The sequence below is a fragment of the Streptomyces sp. NPDC008092 genome, from assembly GCF_042957285.1.
GTDB lineage: Bacteria > Actinomycetota > Actinomycetes > Streptomycetales > Streptomycetaceae > Streptomyces.
In genome coordinates, this window is sequence record NZ_JBIBHY010000002.1 from 875,788 (window position 1) to 892,259 (window position 16,472).

The following is a 16,472-nucleotide window of genomic DNA, read 5'->3' on the forward strand; positions in this document are numbered from 1 at the left end:
GCAGGCTGCGAGCCAGGGACACCGCTTGTGATCGTCCGGTGGTGCCGGGCCGATCAGGTGCGGTCGTGGAGCGTGACCTGGTAGCCGTCGGGGTCGGCGAAGGTGAAGGTCCGGCCGAAGGGGCCGTCGATCGGTGCCGAGGCGATGGTGTGACCGTCGGCGACGAGCGCGTCGTGGATGGCCTGGACGTCGGTGGCGTGGAGCCAGATCGCGGCACCGATGCCGGGCTGGGGGACGGATGCGAGGTCGGTGCCGGGGATGACGTCGCGGAGTGCGAACGCGATCGGCTTCGTCTCGAAGACGACGGCGTGCGGAGGTCCGGCCGGTGACCGGACCAGGCCCAGGTACTGCTCGTAGAACGCCTGCGAAGCGTCGAGGTCGCGCACTTGGAGCGAGATGAAGTCGGGGCCGGTGGCGGGCATGGTGAAGCTCCTTCTCTTCGTGTCAGTTTTCTGACATGCAGAAACCTATGTCAGAATGCTGACATGAGTCAAGAAGGTGTCGGCGTCGACCTGGAGACGTCACTGGGCTACCTGCTCAAAGAAACGTCGAGCGCCCTGCGCACGGCCATGGAGGAAGTGCTGCGGCCGCTGGGGATGAGCGTGACGCACTACTCCTGCCTCGAACTGCTGGCGCAGCGACCGGGCTTGTCGAACTCCGAGCTCGCGCGGGGCGCGTTCGTGACACGGCAGACGATGAACGTGCTGCTCCAGGCCCTGGAACGAGACGGCTACGTGACCAGGCCCGCGGAGGCGCCCGTCGGGAAGGCCCTTCCCGCGCGGCTCACGCCTCGCGGGAAGCAGAGCCTCGAGAAGGCGAGCGCGGCCGTCCGGTCCGTCGAGGCCAGAATGCTGGCCGGCCTGACCGGGACCGAGCAGTCGGACGCGTTCCGGATCCTGCAGAGCATGATCCACTCCCTGCGCGGTGCCAACGGGAGTGCCTAGCCGGCGTACCCAAGGCGAGGGCGCCCACGGGCAGGGCAGTCAAAGCGGACGATGCGGCGAGGAGCAACCGGGAACGCGCTCCGGGACGCCGACACCGCGCATGCGCTCCCGGTGCCGGCGTCAGTCTGCGGCGCCGCCGCGGGAATTGGCTCAGTCCTGCACCTGCGCTGTACGTCGGCTGCACGGGCGTTAACCGGCGGAAAGCGAGTCTTGGGTCATGACCAGAACGAACCGCATACGCGCCGCCGTCGTCTCCGCCACCGCCCTCGTCACCGCCGCCACGGTGGGCGTGGGGGTGAGCCAGGCCGGCGGCTCGCGGACCGCGCACGAGCCCAGCAAGAAGCAGATCGCCAAACTCTTCGACAGGTGGAACGCCGCCCTGCAGACCGGCGACCCGGAGAAGGTCGCCGGCCTGTACGCCAAGGACGCGGTGCTGCTGCCGACCGTCAGCAACAAGATCCGCACCAACCATGCCGAGATCGTCGACTACTTCGAGCACTTCCTGCAGAACAAGCCGGTCGGCAAGAAGATCGAGACGATCGTCAACGTCCTCGACACGAACTCCGCCATCGACACGGGCGTCTACGAGTTCACCCTCACCGACCCGAAGTCCGGCGCCAAGCGGGTCGTCGAGGCCCGTTACACCTACGAGTACGAGAAGCGCGGCGGGAAGTGGCTGATCGTCAACCACCACTCCTCGGCGATGCCCGAAGGGTGACCGCCACCCACAGGCCGCCGCCGGGGGCGTCCCGGAGGGCCACCGTGCCGGCGTCGTCCGTCACCAGTTGGCGTACGACGGCCAGCCCCAGGCCCGAGCCCGAGCGGCCGGTCAGGCCTTGGCCGCGCCAGAAGCGGTCGAAGGCGCGGGACTTCTCCGCGTCGGTCATCCCGGGGCCTTCGTCCAGGACGGAGAGCGTCACCTCGCCGGCGTCGGCCTCGATGCGCACGGTGATCGTGGCGCCGTCCGGGGAGACCTCCAGGGCGTTGGAGAGCACGTTGTCCAGTACCTGTTCCAGGTGACCGGGACTGGCCAGCACAGACGGCCGGCCGTCGGCACTCCCCCTGAGCGCGATGTGGACTCCGCGCTCGTCGGCGGCCGGTCTCCAGACCGCGAGGCGTTCCGACACGATGTCCGTCAGGGGCAGCGGTTCGGGCGCCGTCACCTTCGCCTCCGCCCGTGCCAGCACCAGCAGGCCGTTCACCAGGCGGCTCATCCGGACCACCTCCGCCGTCGCCTGTTCCACGTCCTCGCGGACGAACTCGTCGTCGACGCCGTCCGCGATGTTGTCGAGGGACAGGCGCAACGCCGTCAGCGGGGTGCGTAGTTGGTGGGAGGCGTCGGCGACGAATCTGCGCTGCGAGGCGACCAGGGTGTCCAGGCGTTCCGCGCCCTGGTTGAGGGTGCGGGCCAGGGTCTGGGTCTCCGCCGGGCCGGTCACGGGGGAGCGGGCGGTGAGGTCGCCGTCGCTGAACCTGCTCGCCATGGAGTTGAGTTCGCGCAGCGGGCGGGTGATCCGGCGGGCGGCCACCGCGCCGATCGCCGCGGCCGCCGCCAGCACGAGCACGGCCAGGCCGGCCCGGAAGCCCCAGATCTGCCAGAACCGGGTGGTCATGTCCGACGTCGAGTAGACGATCCGTACGGCCGCGCCCCCCTTGGCGGGGACCGTCACGGTGAGGTGCTCGCCCCAGATGAAGTCAGAACCCCAGTCGGTGGTCGCGGTGTTGTCCGCCACCGCCCGCGTCAGCGCAGGGTCGGCGGCGGGCTTCGGGAGCGCCGCAGCGCAGGTGCCGATGGGGGTCGCCTGGACCGTGCCGGGGGTCTCGCGGTCGTAGGCCCTGGCCACCTCGGTCAGCGCCTCGCAGGAGATGCCGTCGCTGCCGCCCAGCAGCAGCGCCATCGTCTTGGCCTCGCGCAGGACGGAGAGTTCCGTGTCGTCGCGGAGCTGCTTGGTGAGGGTGAAGGCCACCGGGACCGTGAAGAGGAGGATCGCGACCGCCACGAGCAGGATGTAGCTGCGGATGAGCTGCCTGTTCACGAGGTGTCCGCACCATGGGCGTCGCGGTGGGCGTCCTCGGCTATCTCCAGGCGAAAGCCGACGCCCCGGACGGCCTCGATGGTGATCGCGCCGGCGAGTTTGCGGCGCAGGGCCGCCACGTGCACGTCCAGGGTCTTGGTCGGGCCGAACCAGTTCGCGTCCCAGACGGCCTCCATGATCTGCTCGCGCGACATCAGCGCGCCCGGCTCCTCGGTGAGGAAGGCCAGCAGGTCGTACTCCTTGGGGGCCAGGGCGACCTCCGCGCCGTCCAGCCGGACCCGGGCGGCCTTGCGGTCGACGGTGAGCCGGGAGCCGTAGCGGTCGGGACCGGCGTCCGGCGGCCGGGGCTGTGTCCGGCGCAGCACCGCCCTGATCCGGGCGATCACCTCGCGGACCCCGAACGGCTTGGAGACGTAGTCGTCCGCCCCCAGCTCCAGGCCGACCACCCGGTCCGTCTCGTCGCTGCGCGCGCTGATCACGATGATCGGCAGGTCGCCACGGAGCCGGAGCGCCTTGCAGACGTCCAGACCGTCGGTGTCGGGCAGGCCGAGATCGAGGAGAACGACGTCACAGGGACCGGCGTAGGCGAGCGCGGCGGCGCCCGTGGTGACCCACTCGACCTCGAAGCCGTACCGCTTCAGGCCGCGCCTGAGCGATTCCGCAACCGGCTCGTCGTCTTCCACCAGAAGTACACGCACGCCCCACACCTTAATTCTTGAGACTTCATTCACATGCCCCCCTGTGAGGCACGTCATCCAAGCGTGTCGCAGCGCCTCCTCGATCCGGGCAGCCTCGATCCGGCCGTGCAGACGGGAGAGTTCGCCTTCCTGTCTTCTACGGCCGTCGTCGCTGACGTCGCGTCGTGCCGGAATGTGCGCGTACACATTGAGAGGTCGAAGTGCTGTGCCGACTCACAGTGACTGTCGGCGCCGGGCTGGGTCACAGTGGCATTCGGTTCCCGGGCGCGGCGGCACCGCCGCCCCGTATTCGAGGAGCGTCCGAGGCGCGTCGAGGACTGATCGGACCAGGAGTCAGCCGTGTGCCAGCAGTCGCGATGCCGCCTCCCGGGCGAGAGCGGCAGCGGTGGGGTCGCCGAGACCCACGCGGGCGCAGGCGGCCCCGTCTGCGAGGGTCAGGACCGTCGCCGCGGTCTTCTCGGGGTCCGGTTCCTGCGCCGCCGCGGCGAGTTCGGAGAGATAGCGGAGGATTTCCCGCTTGTGGTCGCGGATCGCCACGCGCACAGGGTGGTCGGGGTCCGGATACTCGGCCGCGACGTTCAGCAGGTCGCTGCCGCGGTAGGCGGGGTCGGCGAACTCCCGCTCCAGCAGGTCGAAGATCGTAAGCAGCCGGCCCCGGGGTGTGGGGGCCGCGGCAGCGAGATCGCGCAGCCGCCCGCACCACTCGTCGTTGCGCTGGCGCAGGACGGCGGCGACAAGCTCGTCCTTGGAACGGAAGTGCTGGTAGATGGTCGATTTGGCGACCCCGGCGGCCCGCCAGATCTCGTTCATGCCCACGGCGCGCACGCCGCATCGGGTGAACAGGTCTGCCGCAGCCGTCACGATCTTGGCGCGAGTGACGTCGGGGCTGGTCATGGGCACTCCGATGCGGGGCGGGAATGGGGACGGCTGCGCCGCCGTTCTCATCGAACAGACTAGTCGGTTCGATTGGACGATTCCATGATCACTCTTGATGTCTTCAGCGATCTCATCTGTCCCTGGTGCTACATCGGCGGCCGCCGGCTGGACAAAGCCGTCGCCACCGTGACGGAGCGGACGGGCGAGGAGTTCCACATCCGCCACCACGCGTTCGAGCTGAACCCCGCGATGCCGCTGTCCGGGATGGACCGGCGCGCATACCGGAGCGGGAAGTTCGGCAGCTGGGAGCGTTCGCGGCAACTCGACGCCGGGACGGTGCTGGCCGGCCGCGACGACGGCATCGTCTTCGACTACGAGGCGATCGCCCGGACACCGAACACCCGGACGGGGCACCGGCTCATCGCGTTGGCCGAACGCGAGGTCCAGCAGGGCTGGGCGATGGCCGACCGGCTGCTGGCGGCCTACTTCTCCCACGGGCAGGACATCGGCGACACGGCCGTACTGGCCCGTATCGGTCAGGAGGCCGGGCTCGGGGACGACGTGGCGAGCCGGCTCGCCGATCCGGGCCTGGAATCAGCCGTGCGGGAGGACCTGAAGCTCGCGGACTACCTGGGATTCCACGGAGTACCGGTACTGATCGTGGGCGACAAGGCGATCAGCGGCGCGGTCGCGGTCGACGCGCTCGTGGAGGTCATCGAGCGCCAGGTCACCGCGACGCCGTCCGGAGCGGCCTGCGAGAGCGGGGTGTGCTCGCTGTGACCCCGCTCTCGGACATCAGGTCGGCGGGCGTGGTCGGCGGCTCCCTCGGCGGGTTGTTCCAGGCGGTCGCGCTCGCCGAACTCGGGATCGACGTCACCGTCTGGGAACGGTCCGCGGGCCGCCCCGACGACCGCGGTGCAGGCATCGTGCTCCAACCGGGCGTCGCCTGGTTCCTGAGCACCTTCTGCGGCGTCGATCCCGACCGGATCAGCGTTCCCGTCACCCACCGGCAGTTCTTCAGCCGGGACGGGCGCAGCCACCACACCCTCATGGGGCAGCGGATGATCTCCTGGGGAGCGATCTACGCATCGCTCAGGGACCGCCTCGACAGCGCCCGCTACCACGACGGCAAGCCGGTCACCGCCGTCACACCCCGTCCCGGAGGCGTCGACGTCCACGTCGGCGGCACTGCTCATCAAGTCGACCTCGCGATCATCGCGGACGGCTCCGGATCCCGGCACCGCGGGCTCGTCGCCCCCGAAGGCGCGCCGCGCTACGCCGGCTACGTCGCCTACCGGGGAGTGCTCGACGAGACCACGCTCCCGGAGGAACTGAGCACGGTCTTCCGCGACCGGTTCAGCTTCTACGACGGCGACCGCACCCAGTTCCTGTGCTACTTCATCCCGGGCGACTTCGGCGCCACCACACCGGGCAGCCGCCGCATGAACTGGGTCTGGTACGTCCGGGCCGACGCGGCCGGCCTCGACCGCATCACCACCGACGGCCACGGCAATGCCCACGGGCTGTCCCTGCCCCCGGGCCTCATCGCGCCGCAGGTGCACGCCGAACTCCTCGACAGCGCACGGACGTTGCTTCCCGAACCGCTGCACCTGCTGGTCGAGCACACTCCCGAACCGTTCGCGCAGGCGATCCTGGACGGACGGGTCAGCCGGATGCGCAAGGACCGGGTGCTGCTGACCGGGGACGCCGCGTTCGTCGTACGGCCTCACACGGCGGCCAGCGCGGAGAAGGCGGCCGGCGACGCCATCATCCTCTTCACCGCTCTCCAGCAACTCCCGTCCCTGGATGCCGCCTTGGAGGCATGGGAGAAGAACCGACTAGACGAAGGCAACGCCCTCTACCGGCACGGCGTCGGGCTCGGGCAACGGCTCGGCCTCAACGCGCCGGCGTCCGCATCAGTGGGATGAGGAAGACAATCGATGCAGGACATGTAGTGATTGGTTGGTCCGATGGACGTGACTCTGCGGCAGCTCGCCGTGTTCGTGGCGATCGCCGACCACGAAGGGTTCGGGGCGGCTGCCGCCGCTCTCGGCATGAGCCAGTCCTCGGTGTCGCACTCGCTCGCCGCGCTGGAGCGGACCGTGGCCGGCGAGTTGGTGCGGCGCGCCGCTCCGGTCCGGCCGACACCCCTCGGTGACGTCCTGCTGCCGCACGCCCGCGCCACACTCTCCGCGGCCCGCGGATTCACCGCCGCCGCGTCGGCGCACGCCGGCGCCACGGCCGCCGGATCGATCGGGCTCGCCGTCCCGCCCACGGCGGCCCACGGCCTGCTGCCCGGCCTGCTGCGGCTGTGGCACGAGCAGCTGCCCGATGTCGAGATCGCCCTCTTCGAGGGCTTCGACGAGGAGATCGAGGAGTGGCTGGAGAGCGGCACGGTCGACGCGGCCGTCCTCGTCGACCCCCACCCGCCGCCGCACGGCGCTCTGCTCCTGGCGACCGATGCCTATGAGGCCGTCGTACGCAGCGACCATCCGCTGGCGGGGGAGCAGTTCATCGAACTGGCGGACCTGCTGGAGGACCCGTTGCTGGCGACCACCTCCGGCTGCGAGGCCCAGGTCAGGCACCTGCACGCCCGGACCGGCCTGCCGTACCGGCCCAGCCGGCGCATCCGTGAGTTCACCACGCTGCTGTGCATGGTGGAGGCCGGCCTCGGCGTCGGCATCGTCCCGTCTCTGGCGGCGAGCATGCTGTCGGACACCCTGACCCTGGTCCCGCTCCGGCCGCGCCTGGAGCGCCGTCTCGTCCTCACCGGCCCGGCTGGCCGCCCCTGGCACCCGAACGTCACCGCCGTCCGGGACCTGGCCGGGAAGCATGTGTCCACGCAGGCCTAGGGCTGTTGGCGCTCAGGGTCGGCCGAAGGTGGCGACGGAATCGACCAACAACGCCGAAGCAACACCGACGACAACTCCGACGCGACAGGGCATCGATTCCCTGCATCGGGCGATGGTGCGGATTGATTGGACTCATCTTCGTGGTCCCGAGGAGGCTGAGCGCACATCGCGAGGAAGGGTGCACCGTGTCCATCACCTATCGGCAACTCGGCAACTCGGGCCTGACCGTCTCCACCGTCGGCCTCGGCAGCAGCAACCTCGGCCGGCCGAACACCGCGAGCGCCACCCGGGAGGGCAGCACCGCCGTGGTGAGGGCCGCCTTGGAGGCCGGCATCACCTTCTTCGACGTCGCCGACACCTACGGCACGCCCCCCGGACTGAGCGAGCAACTGCTCGGCGAGGCGCTGAAGGGTCACCGCGACGACGTCGTGATCGCCACCAAGTTCGGCATGGACGCGATGGGAGCCAACGGCCGTGACTTCGGCGCCCGCGGCTCGCGTCGCTACATCGTCCGCGCCGTCGAGGAGTCCCTGCGCCGACTGGGCACCGACCGGATCGACCTGTACCAGTTCCACACCCCCGACCCGGTCACCTCGATCGAGGAGACCCTGGCCGCGCTCGACACGCTGGTGCGGCAGGGCAAGGTGCTCTACCTCGGCCACTCCAACTTCGCCGGATGGCAGATCGCCCAGGCCGAGTACCTCGCCCGCCAGCTCGGGACCACCCGCTTCGTCGCCTCCCAGAACCACTACAACCTGCTCGACCGCCGAGCCGAGCTCGAAGTACTCCCGGCCGCGACCGCGTTGGGCCTGGGTGTCCTGCCCTACTACCCGCTCGCCAGCGGACTCCTGACCGGCAAGTACTCCACCGGCAGGGCCCCCGAAGGTGCTCGCCTGACGCACTTCCGGCAGGACGACTTCGAGAACGCCGACCTGCAACAGCTCGCGGCCTACGGCGACTTCGCCAAGAAGCGGGGCCTCACCGAAGTCCAGGTCGCCTTCTCCTGGCTGGCCTCCCGCCCCGCCGTCGCCTCCGTCATCGCCGGCGCCACCCGCCCCGAGCAGGTCGTCCAGAACGCGGCGGCCGTCGGATACGAGTTCGACGCGGACGACCTCGCCGAACTCGACGAGATCTTCCCCGCACTGCCGCCCATCGCCCTGTTCTGAGACCGACTCGGTCGCAGTGCCGAACCATCACTGGGTCCCGTAGACGCGGATCGCGTCAGAACCACGCGCCACACGTGATGCAGCCCTGGTCCACCTCCGGAAGGATGGGACAGCCGAGGAGACACTCCACGACGGAGACACTCCACGACGGAGACACTCCACGACACCAGGCCTCGAACGCCGTCGGGGCCGCACCGTGCACCATCGCACCATCCGGCGTCGGCGCCTCGGCCCGGTCACCCGGCAGAGCCGAGTCTCACGACGAGTCCAAGAGGGCCCCGCGCTCCGTCGCCGGCCTGCCGGCGTCGACCCCGCAGGCGGAGGCCTTCGCGAAGCGACTGAAATCGCGGGGATACCGCTTCGTCGGCCCGGCCAGCGTGTACGCCTTCCTGCAGAACACCGGTGTGGTGAACGACCACGTCCACGGCTGCTTCCGGGCGACCGACTACCCCGGCGCGGTCCGGAGACGTTGAAGCCGGTGGCCTGGCGTACTTCGAAGTGCAGTTGCCGATCATCGACGTTCAGACGGACGCGCCAGCGCGGACGAAGCTGAGTAGGTTGAGTGTGTCAGCCGTGGAAGCGAGGTTGCCATGACCGTGGACGACGTCAGGGAGCTGGCGCTTTCTTTCGCCGGAGTCAGCGAGTCGCGTCCGTTCGCCCCGGACCGCGTGGTGTTCAAGACCGCGGCGAACAACAAGGTGTTCGCCATCCTCAGTGGCCACGAATTCCCGGACGACCAGGTGACGGTCAAGGCTGATCCGGAGCGGGTGGCCGAATTGCTGGAACGCTTCGAGGCAGTGCACCCGGCGTACAAGCTGAGCAAGCGGCACTGGGTCAACATTTCGTTGGCCGGCGACGTCCCGGACGAACTGCTCCAGGAACTGATAGAGGAGAGTCACGACCTGGTCGCACCGTGAGCTGTGTGCATTCAGGATTTACCAGTTCCGTTGTGGCACGCAGAGACAATCGGGCACGCCGGGCGGCTCGGCTGCGGCAGTGAGCGCCCCTCCGGTTGCCGTGCCCTGCCCCAGGTTCTTTACTGATAGGTACAAATCCTTCTCGACCATGCGACTCGTGAGACGGGGCGCTCGGCTTCCAGCGGGTCTCCGGTCGAGTCGCCGCACGGGAGATGTGGACGTCATGGGACAGCTTGATGGCAAGATCAGCCTGGTGACCGGCGGCTCGTCCGGGATCGGTCTGGCCATAGCCCGTCGGTTCGTCGCCGAGGGCGCCACCGTGTACCTCACGGGCAGGCGCAAGACCGAGTTGGACACGGCTCTGGAATCCCTCGGGGGACGGGCCGTCGGCATACAAGGTGATGTCTCGCATCTCGACGATTTGGATCACCTTTTCGCGATCATCCAAGGCGGCAGCGGACGGCTGGACGTGGTCGTCGCCAACGCCGGTGGCGGCGGGCTTTCCCGGCTGGGGGAGATCAGCGAGGAGGAGTACCGTTCCACCTTCGACATCAACGTCAAGGGGACGATCTTCACGGTCCAGAAGGCGCTGCCGTTGCTGCCGGACGGGGCCTCGGTCATCGTGCTGTCGTCCACCAACGCGTCGATGGGTGTCCAGGCCATGACGGTCTACAGTGCCACCAAGGCCGCCATCCGCAATCTGGCCCGCACCTGGGCCGCCGAACTCGCAGGGCGCGGCATTCGGGTCAATGCCCTCAGCCCGGGACCGATAGAGACCCCGGGCATCCGCGGTCTCGGTAGCCCGACAAAGGACGAGCACCAACTGGCGGACAATCTCGCCGACGAGATTCCGCTGGGCAGGATAGGGCGCCCCGACGAAGTCGCGGCCGCGGCCGTCTTTCTCGCCTCTGACCAGAGCTCCTTCACCACGGGAGCCGAACTCTTCGTCGACGGCGGTCTTGTCCAGGTCTGAATACGGCCGCCACGTGGGGCGTGGCCGTGCAGAGGGGCCGGAATACGCATTTGCCCGTCTGTTGGCGGAAGTCACTCAAGCGTGTGGCCGCCGCAGTCGGTGAAGGCGCCTCTGCCGCTTCTTCCGCCCATCGGGTCATAGGAGTTCCTGGGGTGTCCCCGCGACGGCGAGCCGGTGTCGCAAGCCGCGAAACGGGTTGGTACGGCCCTGCTTCATCTCTGTAATGCCCCGTACGCGGCGTACAGTTTCCTCATGGCCCGGCCTCGGAAGTTCGACGACGAGGAGGTTGTGCGGGCTGCTCGCGACCAGTTCTGGTCCCACGGTTACGACCGAACCTCCATCGACGACCTGAGCGCTGTCACCGGTTTGGGACGCGGAAGCCTGTACGGGGCATTCGGCGACAAACACGCCCTGTTCCTGCAGGCGCTGGACAGCTACAACAGCGACGCGATCGGAGCCTGGCGTTCGGTGCTGCGCGGCCCGGGACCGGCCCTGCCCCGGCTGGAACGCCTTGTGCGCGACATCTCCGAATCGATCAGCAGGGACGTGGAGCGGCGCGGCTGCATGATGGCCAGGAGCGCCACGGAACTCGCCGCGGTCGACAAGAGCGTTGCCGAGAGGACTGCTGCCACCGTCCGCGGGCTGTACGGCGAGCTGTCGGACTGCGTCGCCCGGGCCCAGGAGGAGGGCTCGCTGGATGCAGGCGCGGACACGGGCGGGCTCGCAAGCCTTCTCCTTGCCGTGCTGCGCGGCCTGGAGGCCCTGGGCAGGGCGGGAGCGGCAGCGGAGGTGGTCACCGGGGCCGCCGAACAGGCTTTGGCCCTTCTGCCCCGCACTTCGGCGGGCGGGCGAGTGCCCGATCAGCAGGAAGACCGTTCGGCGTGACCCGGTCCCTACGCGGACAGCCCTTGGGTCTCACGGTCGGCAGCAGCGCCGGGGCGCTCACCAGGGGCCGATGAGGACGGTGCCGACCTTGCCGGGCCGTTGCACGTGTTCCACGGCCTCCGCCAGGTCATCAAGACCATAGGAACCGGCTACGTCGAACTGGTCCTCAGCCGACACGGCGATCAGCTTTGCGGCGGCGACATCGGATGCCTGCCTGTCGGGGGAGGTGTCCGAGATCCAGTGGCCGACGGTCTTGCCGCGCAGCGTCAGCGACTTGTGCAGCAGCGTCGACGCGGGCAGCGAGATCGGCTCCGCGGCCATCTGCCCGTAGCAGACGAGCGTTCCGCCCGGCGTCAGCAGGTCCACAAGGCTCTCGGCGAGCTTCCCGCCGATCGGATCGAGTGCCACGCCCACCGGACGGCCGTCGGCCGCGGCGCGGACGTCGTCGGCCCAGCCCTCGTGCTCCGTCGTCACCACCGGCACGCCCGGGAAGCGTTTGCGCAGTTCCGCGGCGCCTCGTTCGCTGCGGACGACGTTGACGAGCGAGATGCTGTGGGCCAGGCTCACGGCGGTCAGCAGCCTTCCTACCGACGAGCCGGCGGCGCTCTGCAGCAGTACACCGCCGTACCCGATGGAGGAGTGAGCCGCCTCCGCCTCGCGGCGCAGCATCACGGCGGTGATCGGGTTCACCAGCATCTGCGCGGCGACCTCGTCCGACACCCCTGCCGGTACGGCGACCACCGTCCGGGAGGCCGCCACGATCCACTGGGACCACGCGCCCGGGTGCGGGAAGACCGTCACCCGCGCGCCGGGCTCGACCCCGGGCGCCACCGGGGTGTCCGGGCCGACAGCCTCCACCACACCGGTGGCCTCGACACCGGCCGGGACCGGTTGTCCGCCGCTGCCTCGGTACGCCTCGACAGCCTGGAGATCACCGGGGTGAACGGGGAACGCGGTGACGCGGACGAGCACCTGACCGGTCTGCGGCGCCGCCGGCCCGGGCTCCTCGACGACGGTCAGGACGTCGGCGGGCGGCCCGCCGCGGGTGTAGACGACACGACGGCTCATGACGCTCCTCCTGTGTGCGCTCGGCGTGCGGCCGGAAGCGAGCGGGGCCCGGGTTGTCAGCCGACGTCCTGAAGCAGGAAGTGCCGTGCGCTGAGCGGGCCGTCGAGCTGCATCAGCCGCCCGCCCTCCCGCAGACCGCCAAGGTCCAGGGCGGCGAATCCGAACTCGTCAAGCAGAGCGGCCACAGCCGCTTTCGCGTCGGTGTCGTCACCCGCGTAGAAGACCACCTGACGGCCTTCCTCGTGCTGGGGGTCCGCGGCGATGAACGCGGCGAACAGGCTGTTGAGCGCCTTCACGATGAGTGCTCCGGGAAGGTGCGCGCCGACCCATTCGCTGCCGGTGAGGTCACCCACGTCGTACCGGCCCCGCCAGGGATTGGCCTCGGCGAACTGATTCGTCGTGTCGACAACGATCTTCCCGGACCAGTCGGTCAGGCCGGTCAGGTCGGGTACGGCGAAGAACGGCACCGCGAGGAAGACGAGGTCCGGCCGCGCCGCCTCCCGTGCTGTCACGGCGTGGGCCTTCGGCCCCAGCTGCTCCACGACCGCCTTGAGCGTCTCCGGGCCCCGGCTGTTGCCGAGGAGCACCTCATGTCCGTGCCGGACGGCCTTGTCGGCGACGGCCTGTCCGATCTCTCCCGCGCCGAGAATTCCGATGGTGCTGTGTGCGGCCATGCTGCCCGTCCTTGATCGTGTGCCGGGGCCGTGCCGGCTCCCCGGCAGCGGCGGTGTGTGATCGGCGGCGCCTACGCACGAAGCGGGTTGAAGTCCAGGAGGACCTTGCCGTGCTCCCGGAAGTACGCGAGTGCCTTGGGGAAGTCCGCCGCCTTGTAGACGGGTGCTGAGGGCAGGACGAGTCTTCCCGCCGCGACCAGCTGCGCGGACTCCGCGGCCAACGCCGGAAGCCGGGGCAGAAACTCGTCCTGGTACATCCAGAACTCCGTCGTGGTGATGTTCTTCGCCCTCAGCACGTCCGGATCGGGCGTGAACGGCCGGCCGCTCAGATACCCGTAGACCGTCAGCAGGGCGCCGTCGGTCAGTACGTCCAGCAGCAGTGCGGTCGCCGTTCCGCTGACACCGTCGAAGCCGAGGAGTACCGGATCGGATCCGACGGCTTCCCGCACGCGCGCGCCGGCGTCCGCGGAGTCGGCCACCACGATGTCGGCGCCGAGACCACGGAGTTCGCTCACGAGTTCCGCGCGGCGCACGATGTTGATCGTGCGCAGCCCACGTTCCCCGGCGAACACGATGACGGACCGGCCCACCCCGCTGTTGGCCGCGTTCTGCACCACCCAGGAACCGGCCGGAAGGTCACGCAGGCCGACCAGGAGCCCCGCGGTGACGGGATTGATGGTGAGCATCGCCGCCTGTTCAAGACTGATGGACTTGTCCACCACGGTCAGGTCCGCTGCCTCGGCCACGACCCGCTCGGACCAGGAAAAGACGCCGAAGGGAAGCAGGACTCTCGCCCCGGGACGGACCTCCGTGACGCCGGGCCCCACGGACACGACCGTGCCGACGCCCTCGTTGCCGATGGCGGTGGGCAGCTCAGGCCGTACGGGATAGACGCCCTGCGCCAGGAGAAGGTCATGGTGGTCGAGCGGGGCGTACTCGACCTGGATCAGCGCCTGCCCGGCGGCGGGAGCCGGGGGCTCGGGCAGGTCCGCCACCTCCAGGCTCTTCTCCGGCTCCCCGAACCGGGTGAGTTGGATGGCGAGCATGGGACACGACTCCTTGCTCCGTCGCTGTTCGAGACACCACTTCGGACGCCGGCGCAACCAGGTCCCGTTCCGCTTGCGAGAGGACGAAGGGAACGGAGCCCCTGGCGAGGAACCGGAATTCCGCCTCCTGCCCGACGGGATCCCTCAGGAGACTCGCCGACACGCAGCGCTCAGCCCGAAGTGACGCGGCAGCCCGTGCCCAGCCGCTTTGCAGCGCCCCGCCGCCGACGGATTGCTCCGCCACGCCACGTCGTGGACCGCTTGGCGCCGACAGATTTGTACTTCCCAGTAAAGAACCCTCACCCGAGCCCCGCAACCGGAGCGGACCGGACCTGCCCGTCACCGCAGCTCCGTCGCCGTCCCCTGGACCACGGCCGCTGGAGCGCCGGACCGGCGGGGCCCGGCATGCCGTGCGCGCAGGCTCACCAGAGCCTGCGCGAAGTCCCGGGCCCGGTGGGCGGGAGCAGCGGAGGGCAACCTCGGTCATCTGCGGTGCGCGGTGGCTGCGCACGGGCGACGAACCGGCCGCCGCTGGTCAGACGTAGTGGACGTCGCTCAGGTCGATACTGACCATGAGGTGGTCGTGGTCGGGGCGCCCGTCGGGCCGGCGGAGGTACGCGCGACGTCTGGTGGGGAACTTGATTCCGTCGGCCTCGTCGATGTCGTAGACGTACTGCGCGGCCGCGAAGCCGCCGGCGATGTCGACGTGGTAGTCGTGGCGCCTGAGGAGAAGGTCGTCCCCGAAGTAGAAGTCCTGGACGGTGCTGTGGCTCGCGACGTCGTCCGGGAAGGTGACCCGCAGGTGGCGCCACCGCTCGGTCGGCGACTCGGTCCAGGGCTCCGCCTCCGCCACCCCCATGCCGTTCATGGTCGCGAAGAAGGGGGTGGTGAGATACGTCCACAGGGCGTAGCCGTTGAAGTAGGCGCGGTCCAAGGGATCCCAGGGCGTTTCCAGGGTGTGGCCCGTGAACGCCCGCCGCGGGTTGCGCCGCTCGGCGACGACGGTGCCGTCGGCGCGTTCGATCGCGATGCGGTCGGGCGTGAAGTCCGTGTGCTGGTCGGGAGCCCCGAACGGGAGTACCGAGGCGTGTTCCTCGTGCAGGCTGACGGTCATCCGGCGCGGTTCGAGGTCCTGGGGCAGGCCCTTGTCCGCGAAGAGCTCCCCGTCGCTCACGATGGTGGCGGTCACCGTCGTGAAGCGGTTCCACCGCTGCAGGCCACCGTGAGCTTCGAGGGCTGCTGAAAGTAGGTCGGTCATTTCGCCTTCACGTCCAAGGGCCCGGCGCAAGCTTCGAGTGTCCGCCAGGAGGCCTCCGGCGTCCTGGCGACACGCGTCGGGCACTACCGGATCTCGCCGAGTGCTCCGACGATCACCCGGGCCACCTCGTCCGCGTGGGTGAGCGCGATGGCGTGCGAGCCACTGGCGATCTCGGTGACGGTCGACCCCATGCGCTTGGCGGCGGCACGCTCCGCGTCGGGGTTGATCGCGTGGTCGGCCCCGGCGACGACGAACCAGCTCGGCAGCCGCTTCCAGCCCGGCTCGACCGCCAGGGGCTCACCGAACGCCACATCGGCGGCGGGCCGTTGGCTGACCGCGAGCACGGCCGCCTCGTCGTCGGGCAGGTCCGCGCAGAACACCGAGTGGAAGCGCTCCGGCTGGATGTAGAACTCGGTGCCGGTCTCCTTGGCGACCGGATACGTGCGCGGGAGCAGGGAGCTGTCCAGCTCGGCGGGCGGGAAGGCCTCGTTCGAGCCGAGAGTGGACTCACCCTGGTCGACGCCGAAGGAGGCGACGAAGACCAGCCCCTTGGCGTTCGCCGCCTTGGCGGACGCGTAGGTGATCACCGGACCGCCGTAGGAGTGGCCGACCAGCAGGACCGGGCCGTCGATCTGGGCGACGACGCTCGCGATGTACTCGCCGTCGGAGGTGAGGCCCCGCAGCGGGTTGACCGGTGCCACGGCCGACACGTCCGCCGCGCTCAGCCGGGACACCACGCGGGACCAGCTCGATGCGTCCGCGAACGCTCCATGGACGAGCACCACGGTGGCAGACGATGCGGGTGAGGTCATGATCGTATTCCTCTCGCTTCCTCCGGCGACCCCGGCCTGCGGAGCGGGCCCCGGGCCAGGGCGTGGGCGGGCGCTCCTGCGGGGGCAGGGCGCCATCGGGACCACGGTCCGGCACCAGGCACCCCGTGGCATCCCGCGCGATCCGTAGTCCGCTGCCGACGTGATCCCGTGCGCTGCGGGGCACGGGACCGCGCTCTTGCCGGTACAACGCATGACACGGGATGACGCGCCGTCGGAGGGGCGAGAAACATCCGCGGTGCCGCACCC

Annotated in this window: 19 protein-coding genes; 10 read left to right on the forward strand and 9 right to left on the reverse strand. The window is 69.8% G+C overall.

Translation table 11 applies throughout. The annotated features are described in order from the left end of the window. Positions 1-53 precede the first annotated feature (53 nt). Positions 54-422, reverse strand: coding sequence for a VOC family protein (locus ACFZB3_RS08700; RefSeq protein WP_391371789.1), 369 nt, complete (start codon positions 420-422; stop codon positions 54-56). 63 nt (positions 423-485) lie between these two features. On the opposite strand from ACFZB3_RS08700, the gene ACFZB3_RS08705 reads away from it, so the two are divergent. Together ACFZB3_RS08705 and ACFZB3_RS08710 are read left to right on the forward strand one after the other, a co-directional pair. Beyond that, entirely contained in the window at positions 486-944 is a 459-nt protein-coding gene (locus tag ACFZB3_RS08705) for a MarR family transcriptional regulator (RefSeq protein ID WP_391371792.1), read from the forward strand. Positions 945-1,161: 217 nt separating this feature from the next. Beyond that, on the forward strand, positions 1,162-1,662 hold the full coding sequence (locus ACFZB3_RS08710) for an SgcJ/EcaC family oxidoreductase (protein ID WP_391371794.1): 501 nt from the start codon (positions 1,162-1,164) through the stop codon (positions 1,660-1,662). Here the strand turns inward: ACFZB3_RS08710 and ACFZB3_RS08715 are convergent. From ACFZB3_RS08715 to ACFZB3_RS08725, 3 genes are all read right to left on the reverse strand, one after another. Continuing rightward, positions 1,628-2,980 carry an ATP-binding protein gene (locus ACFZB3_RS08715; protein ID WP_391371797.1) on the reverse strand — a complete coding sequence of 451 codons (1,353 nt, stop codon included), beginning with the start codon at positions 2,978-2,980 and terminating at the stop codon, positions 1,628-1,630. The two genes, ACFZB3_RS08710 and ACFZB3_RS08715, sit on opposite strands and share 35 nt — an antisense overlap. Further along, complete coding sequence (locus ACFZB3_RS08720) at positions 2,977-3,678, reverse strand: response regulator (RefSeq protein WP_391371800.1); 702 nt, start codon at positions 3,676-3,678, stop codon at positions 2,977-2,979. Before ACFZB3_RS08720 ends, ACFZB3_RS08715 begins: the two co-directional genes overlap by 4 nt. Positions 3,679-4,011: 333 nt before the next feature. Continuing rightward, the gene (locus tag ACFZB3_RS08725; RefSeq protein WP_391371803.1) at positions 4,012-4,572 is read right to left on the reverse strand and encodes a TetR family transcriptional regulator; all 561 of its coding nucleotides are present in this window, start codon (positions 4,570-4,572) and stop codon (positions 4,012-4,014) included. 84 nt (positions 4,573-4,656) lie between these two features. Here ACFZB3_RS08725 and ACFZB3_RS08730 point away from each other — a divergent pair, with 84 nt between their 5' ends. From ACFZB3_RS08730 to ACFZB3_RS08765, 8 genes are all read left to right on the forward strand, one after another. Then, positions 4,657-5,334, forward strand: coding sequence for a DsbA family protein (locus ACFZB3_RS08730; protein WP_391371806.1), 678 nt, complete (start codon positions 4,657-4,659; stop codon positions 5,332-5,334). Next, positions 5,331-6,482 (forward strand): hypothetical protein, encoded by a 1,152-nt coding sequence (locus ACFZB3_RS08735; protein WP_391371809.1) that lies wholly within the window; start codon positions 5,331-5,333, stop codon positions 6,480-6,482. Before ACFZB3_RS08730 ends, ACFZB3_RS08735 begins: the two co-directional genes overlap by 4 nt. Positions 6,483-6,524: 42 nt before the next feature. Beyond that, positions 6,525-7,406 carry a LysR substrate-binding domain-containing protein gene (locus ACFZB3_RS08740; protein ID WP_391371812.1) on the forward strand — a complete coding sequence of 294 codons (882 nt, stop codon included), beginning with the start codon at positions 6,525-6,527 and terminating at the stop codon, positions 7,404-7,406. A 185-nt stretch (positions 7,407-7,591) separates the two neighbouring features. Continuing rightward, positions 7,592-8,572, forward strand: coding sequence for an aldo/keto reductase (locus tag ACFZB3_RS08745; protein WP_391371815.1), 981 nt, complete (start codon positions 7,592-7,594; stop codon positions 8,570-8,572). Positions 8,573-8,676: 104 nt separating this feature from the next. Continuing rightward, on the forward strand, positions 8,677-9,045 hold the full coding sequence (locus ACFZB3_RS08750; RefSeq protein ID WP_391371818.1) for a DNA-3-methyladenine glycosylase I: 369 nt from the start codon (positions 8,677-8,679) through the stop codon (positions 9,043-9,045). Positions 9,046-9,162: 117 nt separating this feature from the next. Continuing rightward, positions 9,163-9,489, forward strand: a complete 327-nt coding sequence (locus ACFZB3_RS08755) for an MmcQ/YjbR family DNA-binding protein (RefSeq protein ID WP_391371821.1) — start codon at positions 9,163-9,165, stop codon at positions 9,487-9,489. 223 nt (positions 9,490-9,712) lie between these two features. Then, positions 9,713-10,462, forward strand: a complete 750-nt coding sequence (locus tag ACFZB3_RS08760) for an SDR family oxidoreductase (protein ID WP_391371824.1) — start codon at positions 9,713-9,715, stop codon at positions 10,460-10,462. Positions 10,463-10,714: 252 nt separating this feature from the next. Then, entirely contained in the window at positions 10,715-11,347 is a 633-nt protein-coding gene (locus tag ACFZB3_RS08765; protein WP_391371827.1) for a TetR family transcriptional regulator C-terminal domain-containing protein, read from the forward strand. A 57-nt stretch (positions 11,348-11,404) separates the two neighbouring features. Here ACFZB3_RS08765 and ACFZB3_RS08770 read toward each other — a convergent pair whose 3' ends face one another. From ACFZB3_RS08770 to ACFZB3_RS08790, 5 genes are all read right to left on the reverse strand, one after another. Further along, a complete protein-coding gene (locus tag ACFZB3_RS08770; protein WP_391371830.1) occupies positions 11,405-12,415 on the reverse strand; it encodes a zinc-binding dehydrogenase in 1,011 nt (336 codons plus the stop codon). Positions 12,416-12,471: 56 nt separating this feature from the next. Next, positions 12,472-13,089 (reverse strand): NAD(P)-binding domain-containing protein, encoded by a 618-nt coding sequence (locus ACFZB3_RS08775; RefSeq protein WP_391371833.1) that lies wholly within the window; start codon positions 13,087-13,089, stop codon positions 12,472-12,474. 71 nt (positions 13,090-13,160) lie between these two features. Continuing rightward, entirely contained in the window at positions 13,161-14,135 is a 975-nt protein-coding gene (locus tag ACFZB3_RS08780; protein WP_391371836.1) for an alcohol dehydrogenase catalytic domain-containing protein, read from the reverse strand. Between the two features lie 535 nt (positions 14,136-14,670). Next, the gene (locus tag ACFZB3_RS08785) at positions 14,671-15,393 is read right to left on the reverse strand and encodes a hypothetical protein (protein WP_391371839.1); all 723 of its coding nucleotides are present in this window, start codon (positions 15,391-15,393) and stop codon (positions 14,671-14,673) included. A gap of 83 nt (positions 15,394-15,476) precedes the next feature. Then, entirely contained in the window at positions 15,477-16,205 is a 729-nt protein-coding gene (locus ACFZB3_RS08790; RefSeq protein ID WP_391371842.1) for an alpha/beta fold hydrolase, read from the reverse strand. Positions 16,206-16,472 lie beyond the last annotated feature (267 nt).